Raw genomic sequence first — 14,614 nt, 5'->3', positions numbered from 1 at the left:
GCTCAGTTCCCCAGCGGGCTGAGAAGGGTGCTGTCCGGCCTTCGGGCTCAGGTCCCGGGCTGGGTGAGGTGGTTGTTGTTCGGCGCTCGGGTGCGTCACTTGTCCGAGATTACGATTCTTCGTCCACCCGTGCCAGGAACTCCCCCAACGCCCGGTTGAACTCCTCCGGCTGTTCCAGGTTCGGCAGGTGGGACGCCCTGTCGATGATCCGGAGGGTGGCGTCGGGGAGGAGGGTGTGCATGGCCTCGGCGTCGGAGACGGGGGTGTACTCGTCGTCCGCGCCGACCACGATCAGGGCGGGGACCGTCGCCTTTGCCAGCAGGGGGCGGTAGTCGGGGCGTTCGGCGCGGCCGCGCAGGGCTGCCGCGGCGCCCTCGGGGTGGGTGGCCGTCATCATGCGGTGGACGTGGGCCTTCACATCGGGGTGGGCGTACGGGGCGACCATCTTCGCCAGGACCTCGTCGGCGTAGCCGCGCATGCCCTCGCTCAGGAGCCGGTCGGCCATGGCGTTCCGGGTCCGTATGCCCTCCGGGGTCTCCGGGTCGGGGAAGGTGTCGGCCAGGACCAGGCCGCGGACGCGTTCGGGGCCGAGGCGGTCGTAGCACTCCATCGCGATCTGGCCGCCCATGGACAGGCCGGCGAGCACGCAGGTCCGCACGTCCAGCGCGTCGAGGAGTTCCTCGAGGTCCGCCGCGAAGCGGGACAGCGGGGTGATGCCGGGGGTGACCGGGGAGGCGCCGTAGCCGCGCAGGTCGGGGGCGACGACCCGGCGGGCCGGGGTGAAGGCGGCCACCTGGGGGTGCCACATCGTGCGGTCGAAGGGGTGGCCGTGGATGAGGAGGAGAGGAGTGTGCAGGGTTTGCGGATTTTGCCGATCATTGTCGTCGTATGCGAGGAAGGGGGGCATGTGAACGACCCTAGAGATCCTCAACTCCTCGGTGCAATAAAATCTTTGCCCTCGGTGCAATGACAGGTGAGGGGGACCGTGGACGACTTCCGGGGGATCGCCGACCGGATCGCGCTGGACATCGCGCGGGGGCGGCTGCGGGCGGGGCAACGGCTCCCGCCGCAGCGGGCGTTCGCGCGGCGGCACGGGATCGCCGCCTCGACCGCCGGCCGGGTGTACGCCGAACTCGTGCGGCGCGGGCTGGTGGTGGGCGAGGTCGGGCGGGGGACGTTCGTGCGGGCCGCGCGGGCCGCGCCGCAGGGGCGGGCGCTGGTGGAGGACGGGGCCGCCCCGGTCAATCTGGAGCTCAACTACCCGTCCGTGCCAGGGCAGTCGGAGCTGCTGGCCCCGGCCCTCGCTCCGCTGCTGCGGCCCGACGCGCTCACCGACGCCCTGCGGCCGGCCGCCGCCGACGGCACCCCGCACGCCCGGGAGGCCGTCGCCTCGCTGCTCGCCACCGGCGACTGGCGGCCCGACCCCGCCCGCATCCTCTTCACGGGCAACGCCCGGCAGGCGATCGCCGCCACCCTGGGGTCGCTGGTACGGCCGGGCGGCCGGGTCGGGGTGGAACCGTTGACGTATCCGCTGGTCAAGGAGATCGCCGGGCGGCTCGGCATCACGCTCGTCCCGGTGCGGGCGGACGGGGAGGGGCCCGTCGTGGAGTCCGTTCTCGCCGTGCACCGGTCCGCGCCGCTCTCCGCGCTCTACCTCCAGCCGACCCTGCACAACCCGACGTCGGTGACCGTCCCGGCCGAGCGCCGGCTCCGACTGGCACGTGTGGTGAGTGACTTGGGGCTGCCGGTCGTGGAGGACCGGATCTGGTCGTTTCTGCACGACGGCCCCGAGCCGCCGCTCGCCGCCCTCGCCCCGCGGCTCGTCCATCTCGTCGACGGGCTCTCCAAGCGGGTCGCGCCCGGTCTCACCGCCGGGTTCGCCGTCCTGCCGGAGGACCGGGTGGACGCGGTGGCGGCGGCCGTGCGGTCCGGGGGGTGGAGCGCGGGGGCGTTCGCGCTGGAGGCGGCGGTGCGGTGGATCGGGGACGGGACCGTGGCGCGGCTCGTGGCGGCCAAGCGGGAGCAGGCCGCACGGCGGCAGCGGCTCCTCCGCGAGGCGCTGGCCGGGTTCGCCGTACGAGCCGATCCGCACGGGTACTTCGCCTGGTGGGAGCTGCCCGAGCCGTGGCGGGCCGACGGTTTCACGGCGGCCGCGGCCGCCCTCGGGATCGCGTTCACACCCGGTACCGCCTTCCGCGTCGACCCGAAGCGGACGCCGGACGCGGTGCGGATCGGGCTCGCGTCGGCCGCGGAGCCGGAGCTGGTGGGGGCGCTGCGGGCGCTGGCCGCCCTCGCGGCACGCGGCCCGCGGCACCTCCCGGTGGACGGTCAGTCCAGCAGGCCGTCGTAGTCCGGCAGCTTGCAGGTGGTGTCGGCGTAACCGCCGGTCAGGTCCGCCGTGTTGTTGCCGATGTCGGCGATGATGTCGTAGCCGTTCGCCTCGATCGCCTTGCGCTGCGAGGTCTTGAAGTCCGCGACGGACTCGGTCAGCGGCTGGGCGACCGTCCGCGCGTAGAGGCCGTCGACCGGGTACCCGACCGACTTCAGGTTCGCCCTGGTCACCACGTTGTACAGGTCGCTGCGGGCGCTGACGAAGAACACGCCGATGCCCTTGGCGTGCGCGTCCTGGGCGAGGGCCGGCACCGGCGGGGTGGCGGGGACCGTGATGCCGCCCTCGAAGTGGGTCTCCAGCGAGGCGTTGTCGATGTCGAGGACGATCGCCTGCTCGGCGCCGGAGGTGTTGGCGGCGGCGCGGTTGTCGATGTGGGTCTGCGCGGGGCCGGTGACGGCGGCGACGTCGGACAGCCACTGGGCCTCGGTGACGGTCGAGTCGGCGGCCTGCGCGGGCAGGGCGGCGGCGAAGGACAGGGCGAGGCCGGCCGTGACGGCGACGGCGGCACGGCGCGCGGTGGGACGGTTCATCGGGTGGGGGCTCCTCACGTCACGTCGACGTCGGCCGCCGGTGTTCCGTACCGGTGGCCGCCGTCGCGCCACGGTGGTCGGCCGGTGCGCCCGCCGCGCGACTCCTGGAGGAGCAGCCGGTTACATGACTGGCATGTTCTGGTCAGGAGACTGTGAATCGGCCCTGAGGGACGCGGAATCGCCGGTGCCGGCGGCCGTTCGCGGGGTCGCCCCGGGCCTGGACCGGCGCAGGCGCCCGCCGATCCAGGCCACCGCGGCCACTGCCAGGCCGAGGGCCAGGAGCAGCCAGGAGACCGTGCGGAGGGTGGAGGTCAGGGCGTCGTAGACGGCGGCCGCGGCCGGGTGCGAGACGTCCGGTGGCAGGTCGGCCAGGGTGAGCCGGCGGCCGATGACGAGGGCCAGGCCGAGCAGGGCGCCGCCCAGGGCCGTGCCCAGCGCGGTCGCCGTGACGGCACGGCGGCGGCGGACGGCGAGGGCGATGCCGCCGACCGCGAAGACGACGGCCGCGACGGGCAGCCAGAAGCCGGCGACCTCGAGCACGTGGAACCCCTTCCGGAGCCGGTCCAGATCGGCGGTCGGGATGACCGCGACGGCCGTGTGCTGGACCGGGATACGGGCCGCGAGCGGCACATGGTCCTGGGTGAGCTGGTTCTTGACCTGGGCGGTGACCGGCGCGAGGTCGACGGTCACGGGCTCCTCGCGCTCGCCCTGGAGCGCACGCAGCACGGCGTCGTGGGTGGCCCGGTTGCCGGCGTCCCAGGCCAGCCGGAACGCCCGGGTCTGGGTGAAGGAACGGACCGCCTCGCGCACGAACGGCGCCACCGTGCCGCGCATCGGCCGGCCCACGTCCACCTCGCGCATGATGCCGTCGCCGACGGTGTCCGCCACGGCGTCCCGGACATCGGGGTCGTCGGCCAGCGGTGCCATCGTGCTGACGTACTGCCCGGTGTCCGTCAGCCCGTACGCCGCCCAGGCCGCGAGCGCGCCGAACGGCAGCAGCAGGCAGGCCAGCACGATCAGCAGGGCCGACAGGGCGCGCCGGAGACCTGAGGGCGGCGCGGGCCAGGGAGACGCCGGGGGCACTGAGGGCACGCTTCCAGGCAAGCCCCTGAGGGCCGGTCAGGCGAGCGGGGTGACTGCATTCGGGGGCACCGCGGGGCACAGGTCGAGCCGAACGGGCGGTACGGCGGCCCGGTACCCGGAAACCCTTGGGGCGCCGCGCTCCGGTGGAGGGTTGACCCGAACGGGTGTTTCCTGGTGGGGAGCGTCGCCGAGCGCCTGCGGCGCCTCGGCGACTGGTGAGGGGAAAAAGGGGAAACACGTGGGCCCCGGCCGTGGGGGCCGGGGTCCACGCGCACACCGCGCGGCGCTGTCGCCGGATGTGCGGCTACCGGATGCGGTGTCCGGCCGCGTCCTCGTGCGTGTAGAACCGGTAGAACATCACGATGAAGGTCACCGCCGCCACCGCGAGCGCCATGGCGATGCTCCGGAGGATCGAGTCCCCGCTCTGGCTGTACAGGAAGCCGAAGGCGACGCCCATGAACGCCGTCCACACCACCGCGTGCAGTTCCCGCCGTAGCCGTGGGGCGATGGTCAGCACGGCGAACAGCACCACCGCGAAGACGAGCGCGGTCAGGAAGCCGAACAGCAGGTTCCAGCCGGTGATGGGGCCGCCCATGCGCCGGTTGGCCGCGGCCCAGTAGCCGTAGATCAGCCCGGTCACGACCGGTATGGCCACCCGGGCCCTGGCGTGCATCTGCGCACTGAACACGTCGGGCGTCCGGCCGCTCCGGGGCATACCGCCGGACGTGGGTGCCGCTTGAGCCATGAGCGTGCTCCTCTCTCTCCTCGCCCCCACCTTCCAGAGCACACCTGCGGGTACCCCCTGGCAAGTCGGTCAGCACATCCCGTGCGGCGTTCTGTACGACGTGCGCGGCGTCCCCGCCCGTGTTTCCCTGACTCTCGTGACCGACCACCAGGCCCTGCGGCGGCGCAAGGAGCTGCTGTGGGCCAGGGGCCGGAGCATCGCCTGGGTGGCGCCGCTCCTGCTGCTCGCCGGGATCACGGCGGTCGACCTCAACACCACGGAGCGGTTCCGGATCGTCTCCTGGATCGTCCTGGTCCCCGGTATCGCGGCGGCGATCTGCGGGGTCTTCGCGACGGCGGTCTTCGCGGTGCTGTCGGTCCTCGACTACGTCGCCGTGGACAGCGCCTGGCCACGCCAGTACCAGGCCGGGCTGCCCGACTTCATCCTGGTCGCCTTCGCGGGGCTGCTGGCCATCCTGGCCTGCGCGGTCCGCCGGAACGGCGAACGGCGGATGCTGCACATGCGGGACATCGCCGAGACGACCCGGCGTACCGTGCTGCGGCCGCTGCCGCAGGGGTGGGCCGGGCTGGACCACGCGGCGGTGTACCTCGCCGCCGACACCCAGGCCCGGGTGGGCGGCGACTTCTACGACATCCAGCCGGGGCTGTACGGAACGCGGGTGCTGGTCGGGGACGTCCAGGGCAAGGGGCTCGGGGCGGTGGAGACGGCGGCGGCGCTGCTGGGGACGTTCCGGGAGGCGGGGTACCACGAACGGGACCTGGCGACGGTGGCCGACCGGCTGGAGACCCGGATGATCCGGCACCGGGGCCACACGGTGGCGCTGGGCCGTGACGACGGCGACCGCTTCGCCACGGCGGTCCTGCTGGGCTTCCCGCCGGACGCCCCGGACGTCGTGGAGCTGGTCAACTTCGGCCACGAGCCGCCGCTGGCGGTGGGGCCGGCGGGGGTCCGGGCCCTGCCCCCGGACCACGGACTCCCCCTCGGAATGGCCGACCTGACGACAGCGGCCGGTCCGCCGCCGACCCTCACGGTCACCCTCGCCCCCGACGAGACCCTCCTCATCACCACGGACGGCGTGACCGAGGCGAGAAACGCGGACGGCACGTTCTTCGACCTCCCCGAGGCAGCGGCCCTGACACCGGCCCCCGACCCGACCCCCCTCGTCACCCACATCCGCGACGGCGTACTCCGCCACACCCGCGGCCACCTCTCCGACGACACCACGATCTTCGCAGTACGCCGCAACGCAACCCCCTAGGGACGCGGGGAACTGCGCGACCAGCCACGACGGCGCGTTGCTCCGCAACCGGTCGGCAGTCCGACGGCGGGTACCGGCCGTTCGGCACCGCCGGCTCGCATCGTCGTGGCTGAGCGCTGTTGCGGCGGGAAAAAGGGGCGGCGGAGAAGAACGGGGAAGGCACGGGGGCAGGAGTGGTGGGGGCTGCTGTCAAGGGGAGCGGGGGCAGGGAGGGTGGTCTGGGGGACCCTTGTGGTGGGCGTACCGGTCGTTACCCGGTTCAAACCTCCCCTGTACGCCCCGCTTTGCAAGCGCAGCGGTTACCGTGCTGGCGTAAGTGAAAACGGGGAACAAAGGGGGAGGGCCCGATGCCCGGAACCGTGCTGTTGATCGCGGCCTCGCCGAACGGCAAGGGGCGGCTCGTGGACGCGGCCTCCGTGCTCCCCGTGCTCGCCGCCGTGCCCCCGGCGATACTCTCCGGCACCGAGACCGCCAACGTCGTCGAACTCGCCGACCCCCTGGAGCCGCAGGCCGTGCTGACCCGGCTGCGGGCCGCCGCGGCCGCCCCCGGTCCGCTCACCGTGTTCGTCGCCGGCCAGCTGCACCTGGACCGCAGGCAGCGGCTGCCGCATCTCGCGCTCGCCCGGACCAGGCCCGCCACCGTCCGCTACACCGGCCTGCCCTGGCACTGGGTCCGGGAGGAGTTGCGACTGCGGCCGGCCGGGGCGACGACGCTGGTGCTCGATCTGCACACGGATCACGAGACCTGGGAGCAGTTGCGCACCGTTCCGCTCGACTCCGGGCGGAACAACGCCGTGCACGGGCGGATCGCGCCGCCGCCCGCCCGGCGGGAGGTCGGCTCACCGTCGTACATGAAGGCCGTGGCGACCGTGCTGAGGAGCGGGCACCGGCCGGCGATGGCGGAGCTGCACCGGCAGGTGCTCGCGCGGCTCGGGGCGGAGGTCGCCTCCGACATCCTGCTCAGTACGCACACCCCGGACAGCGGGGATCCGCACGACGCCATCAGCGCGGCCGTACGGGACGGGCGGTACGCCGATGCGGACGGACTCGCCGCCCGCTGGGAGCAGGCCGCCGCGCGGGCGCACGGGCCGGCCTCCGAGGACGCCCTGCACTGGTCCGAGGTACGGGCCGACCTCGCGATGTTCGCCGGGGACGCGGCCCGCAGCTGCCGTACCTGGCTGACCGTGGCGCACGCCCGGCTGGCCGCGGGGCAGCCGGCCGACGCACCGGCCGTCGAGGCGGCCGTGGACCGGGCCCACCACCAGTGGGGCGCCATCAAGGACACCGCGCGGGCCTGTGAACTCGGGCCCGCGCTCGCGGAGTTGAGACTCAGGGTGCCGGGCCGCCGGGAAGGCGCCCTGGACCATGTCCAGCAGCACCTCCGGCAGCTTCAGACCAGCTGAGGCACCAGCTGGGGCACTAGCTCGTGAAGGTGAAGTACTTCCAGGCGCCGTACGTCGTGGAGTTGACCGTGTCGCCGGACGTGCCGTTGATGTAGTCGGAGCGGACGCGGAAGCGCCAGCCGACGTCCTCCTTGTGGTTGCCGGTGAACTCGACCTGGGAGACCCCGCTGGTGGCCAGCGCGAAGTACTGCGAGGTGTCCGAGTACCACGTGCCCTGGTAGTAGACCTGGAAGTCGAACCGCTGGGCTCGCCCGCCGTAGTACGGCATCTTGGTCGTGAACAGCGGGTTCTTGGTCTTGTGGAAGTAGTAGTAGGTCTGGCCCCAGGCCTTCTTCGACTTGTACTGGCGGCTCACCGACATGGAGATGCTGACCTTCGCGCCCACCGTGCTGGACACCGACCGCGGCTGCCAGCGGGCGTCGCCCGCGAACTTCGCGGTGACCTTGGTGTCCCGCTTGAGGTCGAGGACCACGGACAGGTTGCCGTGCGAGTCGACCTTCCCGGACTTCACCAGCTTGTTGGGCTTGTCCGAGCCGAACGGGTCGGCCCAGAGCTCCACCGTGCGGTTCTTGTACGTCGTCCCGAGATGGGCCGTGAACCTCACGTCCTTCCCGTACGCGTACACCTTGCCGTTGTTGTTCAGCGTCAGCGTCGGCTTGGCGCGGGAGACGTCCACGGTGTCCTTCGCGGAGGCGGCCGCGTGCTCGCCGTCGCCCGCGTAGGAGACCGTGTACGTCACCTTGCCGCCGGCCGGCGGGGTGTCGGTGAAGGAGTAGGTGCCGTCGGCCTTCACCGTGACGGCGGGCAGCGCCTTCCCGCTGGGGGAGTCCAGGTCGGTGCGGACGACCGTGACCTGGGTGCCGGCGGGCAGCGCGGCCGTCGAGGAGAGCGTGCCGGTGACCGTGAGCTGCTTGGCGCGGGTGGCCGTCGCCGGGGCGTTCACCGTGACGGTGGTGGCCGCCCGGCCCGGGGTGTCGTACTCGCGCAGGGAGTAGGCGCCGTTGCTGTTGTACGACACCGCGAACAGCCGGGAGCCGTCGGGCGCCCAGGCGAGGCCGGCGTCGGCGAGTTCGTCGGAACCGCTGCTGCCACCCGTGCTGGGCAGCTCGTACGAGCGGACGGCCTCGCTGCTGCCCGGGTGGAAGATGTAGATGTCCGGGTTGTAGGAGGCGTCGCTGCCGCCCGCGACCGTGCCGTCGGGCGCGATGGCGACCGAGTTCGGGTAGTTGACGCTGGTGTACTTGCCGTCCTCGTTGAGGTCGGACGTCTTGAAGATCTGGTGGTAGTACGGAGCTCCGCTGGCCACCACGACGTCCTTGCCGTCGGGGGTGACCTGGAGGTCGCCGAGGTTGCTGCCGGCCTCACGGGTGCCGGCCAGCTTGGTCGCGGTGCCCGACGAGACGTCGTAGGAGGCCAGTTCGACGGGGCTCTGGTCGACCGCGCCCGCGACCAGGACGCCGGAGCCGGGCGCGGCGTCCAGGAGCGGCGCCTGGTACCAGCTGCTGTCCTGGTTGAGGGTGACCGTGTGGTCGCCGGTGAGTTCGACCGACCCGATGTTGCCGGCCACCGCACCGCCGTAGCCGAACCACAGCTTGCCGCCGGCGAGGGCGACGCTCAGCGGCTTGTCACCGACCGCGTACCGGGTGGTCTCGGTGTCGGTCGCCGTGTCGATGACGGCGATGGCGTCCATGTCCTGCACGGCCGCGTAGAGCGTGCCGGAGTCGGCGGACAGTTCGAGGCCGTGGACGCCGGAGAGGTTGCTGGTGAGCTGCTTGAGCACATTGCCCGAGTAGTCGGTGACGACGATCTTGCCGTTGCTCGGGTCGCTGATGAAGACCTGCTGGTGGGCGCCGTCGACGACGATGTCACCGAGCGACTTGACCGGCAGGAGCGCGCTGGTGTCGGCGTAGGCCGGAGCGGCGGCCAGGGCCGCCGAGCTGAAGAGGACCGCCAGGGTGGTGGCGGCCGTGACGGTGCGCATACGCACGCTGATTCGAACCCCCCGGATCGAATGAAGTGGACACCACGGGACGCGGCCCACGAGTGTGCGAGTGCTCTTGTGTGAGTTCTCTGTGGGCCGCGTGTGGCGGATGCAACGAAGACTAGGTCATGCCACTGACAATCGGCATCCGGGATTCACCGGTGCGGGGCGGGAGTTGGTCAGGCGTACGCGTCGAACGTGATCGCGCTCGGCTTGGCCTTGTTGAGGTGGTCGTCGAACTTGGCGTCCTGGAGCGGGAAGTTCGCGTCGCCCCAGTCGGAGGCGTTCAGGACGTTCCTCAGGTTGGACGCCATGTTCTCCCAGGTGAGCAGGTTCTCCTGGTGCCAGGCGCCGTCGTCGTTCTCCGGGGTCTCGCCCCACTTGGCGAACCGGAAGTCATGGGTGCTCAGACCGTCCTTGTGGTAGACGACCTGGACGCGCTGGCTGCTCATCGGCACGTCGGCGACCGCCTCGGTCTCGAAGTCGCCGTGCTGGGAGGCGGACAGGTACGACGGGTAGTCGGCGCCCTGCTTGACCCAGACGACGATGCACTCCCAGTCGTGGCGGTGCCCGATGCCCGGGGAGGCCTCGTCCTTCTCGAAGTAGCTGGCGTAGATGATCCCGCACCAGCCGTTGTTGCACTTGGCGCGCGAGTAGGTGTTGGCGTGGTCGAGATGGCCGGTGCGGCAGCTGCCGGTGACGGAACCGGTCGGCTTCAGGCCGCCGTTGAGGTTGCCGTCGGGGTCGATGGCGGCCGCCGGGTAGCAGCTGTCCGTGTCGTAGTCGTACAGCGGCTCGAAGAACTTCTGGAACGTGGTCGCGTTCTCTGGGAGGTTCTGCAGCACGCCGGCGGAGGCGCTGAAGGGGAGCGCGAGGGTGAGCGCGGCGGCACTGCCCGCGACGGCGGCGGCTCGGCCGAGGCGGCGGGTCCTGGTTCGGGACATCGGGGGGCTCCAGGCGACGGTCGGGGGTGGTTGGTACGGTCCTTTCGTCCCGGACATGACATCCGGATGTGGAATGAAGAATGGACAGTCCGGGGGGTCGATGGAAGGGCTTTCTGTCAAACGGAGGTCGGCATTTCGCGGAACTGATCAGCGTGCGGTGACAGCAGGAGAGCCCCCGGCGGGACCGGGGGAGAGTCCCGCCGGGGGCGGTCGTGGTGTGGGGGGACGGCCCGGCGGGGCGGTCGTGGTGGGGGACGGCCCCGCGGCGCCGGGCGGGCTCCTAGTGGCCGGCCGTGTGCCGGGCCGTCGCCGCGGCCGGGGAGGCCGGGGAGTTGTCCGTCGCCCGGGCCGGACCGGCGTTGGCGGCGGTGATGAGTGCGGCCACGGCGACCACCGCCGCCGCGACACTCCTCGCGGTGGGGGTCCCCCCGACCGAGCGGATCCGGGACGGAGAGGATGCGGTGGGGCGTGCGGATGTGCGTCCGAACACGGCGACCTCGCAACAACAGGGGCGGGTTAAGCACGTTTAATCCGCGGTTTAACCTAGAGGTAGGCAGAGCTCAACGGCAAGAGGTCCAGGAGGAGTTGGGGGGAATGGCAGAATGCAGGAACGGGACGATCCGGAGACCATAGGGCGGCGGGTGCAGCAACTGCGCACCGACCGGGGGCTGACCCAGCGGCAGCTGGCCGAACCGGCCTACACACCCGCCTACATCTCCACGCTGGAGGCCGGGCGGGTCCGGGCCTCCGACGAGGCGCTGCGGCACATCGCGGGCCGGCTCGGCGTCGGCTTCGAGGAACTGGCCAGCGGGCGCCCCGCCCACCTCGCCACCGACCTCAGGCTGCGGCTCACCGAGGCACAGCGCACCCTGGCCACCGGCGAGGCCGAGGCGGCCGCCGCCCAGTACGCGGACCTCTTCGCGGAGGCCGAGGCGCACGGGCTCGCGGCCGAGCAGGCCACCGCGCTGCTCGGGATGGGCGAATGCGCCCTGGACACCGGCGAACTGGGGCAGGCCAGGGAGTTCTTCGAGCGGGCCGAGCTGTGGACGGCCGAGGAGCCGCTGCCGGTGCGGGTACCGGCGATCCGCGGCCGCGCGGTCAGCCACTACCTCGCCGGTGAGCTTCGTTATGCCGTCTACCTCCTCGAGACCACCCTCGACGAGCTCAACCGCAGCGGCCTGCACGACCCCGACGCGCTCCTGCTCCTCTACGCCTCCGTCATCGGCCCTTACATGGACATGGGCGCCCACGCCCGCGCCGCCCAGGCCGCCGAACTCGCCCTCGCCCTCGCCCCGCAGGCCGGCGACCCCGCGCTGATCGCCCGGATGCACCGCTCCGTCGCCCGCACCCTGCTCGCCGAGGGCCGGGTCGCCGACGCCGACGCCTCCCTGGCCAAGGCCGCCGAGCTGTACCGCCAGCTCCAGCTCCGTACCGAACTCGCCAACTGCCACTGGATGCGCGGCTACGTCTACGCCCAGAACGGCGAACTGAAGCGCGCGGAACAGGAGTTGCGAGAGGCCCTCGCCATGCTGTCGGAGACCCGTGCCGCCCTCTACCGCAGCCAGGCGGCGGTCGAACTGGCCGACGTCCTGCACCGCCGGGGCAAGTCCGAGGAGGCCGCCGAGCTGCTCCACGACGTCCTCGGCGACTTCTCCTCCGAGCGCGGCGCGGTCCATTCCGCCGCCGCGCACCGACTCCTCGGCATCATCGCCGAGGACGCCCGGGACACGGAGGCGGCGGAGGAGCACTACGTACGGGCGCTGAGCCTGCTGGAGCGGGCGGGCGCGGCGGGCGACCTGGCGGACCTGTGCCGCCTGCTCGGCGACCTGCTGCGCCGCACCGGCCGGGTGGAGGCGGCACTGGACGCCTACCGCACCGGCCTCGGCCACCGTACGGCCCCGGGCACGACGACCCTGGGACCTGCACCGGCGCAGCCACCGCTGTAGCGGACGCCACCGCTGTAGCGGACGCCGCCGCGGTAGTTGACGCCACCGCGGTGGCGGAACGTCTGTCGAGTGTGCCCGGCATCTGGCGCAGGATCTGCGTCCGGCGCCACCGCGCTGCCCGCCTTTGTGGGGTGGTGGCTGCTGTGCGGCGCTACGGCGGACCGGTCCTGCTCCGCCTGGTCGGCGCTGCGGCCCTGCGGATCACGCTCTTCGGCGACCTGTGTCTCCGTTACGTGGACGCGGCGCGGCCGCCGGTGCCGGACGCGACGAAGCTCAGGACGGCGAAGCAGCCGTCGGACCCGTGTCGTGGGCATGGGGGCGTGATCGCGCACTATGCGGTCGCAACGCCCAGGAAGCGCAGCACCGCGAGGACGCGCCGGTGATCGGCGTCGGCCTTGGGCAGGTCGAGCTTGGTGAAGATGCTGTTGATGTGCTTGGCGACCGCGCTCTCGCTCACGACCAGCTCGGCGGCGACACCGGAGTTGGACCGGCCGCCCGCCATCAGCTCCAGCACCTCCCGCTCGCGCGGTGTCAGCCGGTCGAGCGGATCGCTGTGCCGACGCACCAGCAGCTGCGCGACGACCTGCGGGTCGAGCGCGGTGCCGCCGGCCGCCACCCGGCGTACCGCCTCGGCGAACTCCTCGACGTCGGCGACCCGTTGCTTGAGCAGATAGCCGACGCCCGAGGTGTTGGCGGCGAGCAGATCGGCGGCGTACCGCTCCTCCACGTACTGCGACAGCAGGAGCACGGCGGTACGCGGGTACTGGCGGCGGATCACCAGCGCGGCGCGCACTCCCTCGTCGGTGAAGCCGGGCGGCATGCGCACGTCGACCACGGCGATGTCGGGCCGGTGCTCCTCGACGGCTGCCAGCAGCCCTTCTGCGTCGGCGACTTGCGCGCACATCTCGAAGCCGGCCGCCTCCAGCACCTTGACCACGCCGATGCGCAGCAAGAGGGAATCCTCGGCGATCACGGCGCGCACGGCAGCTCCACGGTGATGACGGTCGGGCCCCCGGCGGGGCTGCGGCAGGATAACGTGCCGTCGACGGACGCGACACGCTTGGCGAGCCCGGCGAGCCCGGTGCCACCAACGTCCGCCGCGAGATCCGCGCCGCCCGCGCCGTCGTCCGCGACGACCACCAGCAGTGTCTCCCCGATCCGCTCCACGGTCACGTCCGCCCGGGTCGCCTGGGCGTGTTTGACCACGTTCGTCAGGGCTTCGGAGACCACGAAGTACGCGACGGCCTCGACCGTGGGTGAGGGGCGCTGCGGCAGGTCGACCGCCACGCGTACCGGGATCGGGAGGCGGGCGGCGACCCCGGACAGCGCGGCGTCGAGGCCTCGGTCCTCAAGGACGGCCGGATGCAGGCCGCGCACCAGGTTGTTCAGCTCGGCGATCGCCTCCTTCGCCTCGCGGTGCGCCTCGTCGATCACCTTGCGGGCGTCCTCCGGCAGGTCGCCGAGGGTGGACCTGGCCAGGCCCAGGTTGACGGCGAGTGAGACGAGGCGCTGCTGTGCGCCGTCGTGCAGGTCGCGCTCGATCCGCCGCCGCTCGGCGTCGGCGGCGTCGAGCACACCGGCCCGGCTCTCGGCGAGGTCGGCCACCCGGCGGGCCAGCTTCTCCGCGCGGCTGGGGCCGAGCAGGACCTCGGCCGTCCGGGTGTCCAGCCGCACCAGGGCGCCGGTCAGCCGGGGCCCGAGGAACAGCAGGGCGAGGCCGCCGGCCGTGATGTACACGGCCTGCGTGGTGTACCCGAGGTCGGTGACCCGCCACTGCGGGGGCAGCGCCCAGATCCACACGTAGATGGAGGCGGCCACGAGAGCGGCGGCCCAGACGGCGAGGACGGCGAGGTCCAGGACGGCGAGCAGCGGACCCGCCACGGCGTGGTAGCAGGCCTGCCGCCACAAGGCCCGCGTGGTCAGCCGACGTACCGCCGACTTCCGGTTGCGTCCGGGCCCGGGCACGGCGGGGCGCGGGAGGTCCTTGCCGACGAGCGCCCGGTAGCGCCGCCGCTGCCCGGCGGTCAGCAGGGGTGTCACCACGAGCGTGAGCAGCACGGGCAGCGGAATCACGGCCGGCGCCCCCGCGATCGCGCCGGCCAGCCAGAGCCACAGTGGTATGACGGCGAGGTGCAGCGGCAGGCCGGCGGCGACGAGCGCGGTCCGGTGTCCCGCCCTGCGGAACGTCCGGCCCGGTACCAGCCGCAGCCACATCCTGAGTTGCATGCGTCAAACGGTAAAGCCGCAGGCCATCCCCGTGCCATGACGCTCCCGCCCGGTTCGGGGGTGCACTTTTCTCCACCCAGGGTCGGAACCCTGCGTGACTGACGGC

At 72.5% G+C, this 14,614-nt stretch carries 12 protein-coding genes; 4 read left to right on the top strand and 8 right to left on the bottom strand.

All coding sequences use genetic code 11. The features are described from left to right. Positions 1–109 precede the first annotated feature (109 nt). Entirely contained in the window at positions 110–907 is a 798-nt protein-coding gene (locus tag ACFY0P_RS09835) for an alpha/beta fold hydrolase (protein WP_388909209.1), read from the bottom strand. Between the two features lie 78 nt (positions 908–985). On the opposite strand from ACFY0P_RS09835, the gene ACFY0P_RS09830 reads away from it, so the two are divergent. Then, complete coding sequence (locus ACFY0P_RS09830) at positions 986–2,350, top strand: PLP-dependent aminotransferase family protein (protein WP_388909207.1); 1,365 nt, start codon at positions 986–988, stop codon at positions 2,348–2,350. Here the strand turns inward: ACFY0P_RS09830 and ACFY0P_RS09825 are convergent. The 3 genes from ACFY0P_RS09825 to ACFY0P_RS09815 all read right to left on the bottom strand — a co-directional run bounded on the left by ACFY0P_RS09825 (position 2,329) and on the right by ACFY0P_RS09815 (position 4,750). Then, complete coding sequence (locus ACFY0P_RS09825) at positions 2,329–2,922, bottom strand: HAD family acid phosphatase (protein ID WP_388909205.1); 594 nt, start codon at positions 2,920–2,922, stop codon at positions 2,329–2,331. The genes ACFY0P_RS09830 and ACFY0P_RS09825 overlap by 22 nt on opposite strands. A 120-nt stretch (positions 2,923–3,042) precedes the next feature. Continuing rightward, entirely contained in the window at positions 3,043–4,014 is a 972-nt protein-coding gene (locus ACFY0P_RS09820) for a hypothetical protein (RefSeq protein WP_388909204.1), read from the bottom strand. Between the two features lie 295 nt (positions 4,015–4,309). After that, on the bottom strand, positions 4,310–4,750 hold the full coding sequence (locus ACFY0P_RS09815) for a hypothetical protein (protein WP_388909202.1): 441 nt from the start codon (positions 4,748–4,750) through the stop codon (positions 4,310–4,312). A 136-nt stretch (positions 4,751–4,886) separates the two neighbouring features. On the opposite strand from ACFY0P_RS09815, the gene ACFY0P_RS09810 reads away from it, so the two are divergent. Both ACFY0P_RS09810 and ACFY0P_RS09805 read left to right on the top strand, forming a co-directional pair. After that, a complete protein-coding gene (locus ACFY0P_RS09810; protein WP_388909200.1) occupies positions 4,887–6,008 on the top strand; it encodes a PP2C family protein-serine/threonine phosphatase in 1,122 nt (373 codons plus the stop codon). A 347-nt stretch (positions 6,009–6,355) separates the two neighbouring features. Beyond that, positions 6,356–7,411, top strand: coding sequence for a hypothetical protein (locus ACFY0P_RS09805; RefSeq protein ID WP_388909198.1), 1,056 nt, complete (start codon positions 6,356–6,358; stop codon positions 7,409–7,411). A gap of 16 nt (positions 7,412–7,427) precedes the next feature. Here ACFY0P_RS09805 and ACFY0P_RS09800 read toward each other — a convergent pair whose 3' ends face one another. Next, positions 7,428–9,398, bottom strand: a complete 1,971-nt coding sequence (locus ACFY0P_RS09800) for an Ig-like domain repeat protein (RefSeq protein ID WP_388909196.1) — start codon at positions 9,396–9,398, stop codon at positions 7,428–7,430. A gap of 173 nt (positions 9,399–9,571) precedes the next feature. Further along, positions 9,572–10,336: an NPP1 family protein gene (locus tag ACFY0P_RS09795; protein WP_388909194.1), complete on the bottom strand. Its 765-nt coding sequence runs from the start codon at positions 10,334–10,336 to the stop codon at positions 9,572–9,574. Positions 10,337–10,938: 602 nt separating this feature from the next. Between ACFY0P_RS09795 and ACFY0P_RS09790 the strand changes: the two genes are divergently transcribed. Next, complete coding sequence (locus ACFY0P_RS09790) at positions 10,939–12,282, top strand: tetratricopeptide repeat protein (RefSeq protein ID WP_388909192.1); 1,344 nt, start codon at positions 10,939–10,941, stop codon at positions 12,280–12,282. A gap of 331 nt (positions 12,283–12,613) precedes the next feature. On the opposite strand, the gene ACFY0P_RS09785 is transcribed toward ACFY0P_RS09790, so the two are convergent. Further along, on the bottom strand, positions 12,614–13,264 hold the full coding sequence (locus ACFY0P_RS09785; protein WP_067360243.1) for a response regulator transcription factor: 651 nt from the start codon (positions 13,262–13,264) through the stop codon (positions 12,614–12,616). Further along, a complete protein-coding gene (locus ACFY0P_RS09780; RefSeq protein ID WP_388909190.1) occupies positions 13,252–14,508 on the bottom strand; it encodes a sensor histidine kinase in 1,257 nt (418 codons plus the stop codon). The genes ACFY0P_RS09785 and ACFY0P_RS09780 overlap by 13 nt, the downstream gene beginning before the upstream one ends. Positions 14,509–14,614: the final 106 nt, after the last annotated feature.

The organism is Streptomyces sp. NPDC001714 (assembly GCF_042892755.1).
Classification (GTDB): domain Bacteria; phylum Actinomycetota; class Actinomycetes; order Streptomycetales; family Streptomycetaceae; genus Streptomyces.
This window is presented reverse-complemented; position numbering and strand designations above follow the sequence as displayed.